The sequence below is a fragment of the Streptomyces katrae genome (assembly GCF_000966975.1).
GTDB classification, from domain to species: domain Bacteria; phylum Actinomycetota; class Actinomycetes; order Streptomycetales; family Streptomycetaceae; genus Streptomyces; species Streptomyces katrae.
In genome coordinates this window covers 1-236 of record NZ_JZWV01001295.1, presented here as the reverse complement: position 1 = coordinate 236, position 236 = coordinate 1, and the positions used below count along the sequence as shown (strand labels likewise).

The 236-nt window shown below is 70.8% G+C and carries 1 protein-coding gene; it reads left to right on the top strand.

The genetic code is table 11. The features are described 5' to 3' along the window. Positions 1-236, top strand: a 236-nt coding sequence (locus VR44_RS36345; RefSeq protein ID WP_045951932.1) for a roadblock/LC7 domain-containing protein, incomplete at both ends; no start/stop codon positions are given.

Genomic DNA, 236 nt, shown 5'->3' with positions numbered 1-236 from the left:
GGTTTCCCCCGTGACCGCGCCGACCAGCTGGCGGCCGTGGCCTCCGGTCTGACCTCGCTGACCGCCGGTGCCTCGCGCATCTTCGAGGGCGGCGCCGTCAACCAGACCGTGGTGGAGATGGACCGGGGATTCCTCTTCCTCATGTCCGTCTCCGACGGGTCCTCGCTCGCGGTGCTCGCGCACCCCGAGTGCGACATCGGCCTCGTCGGCTACGAGATGGCCCTCCTCGTGGACCG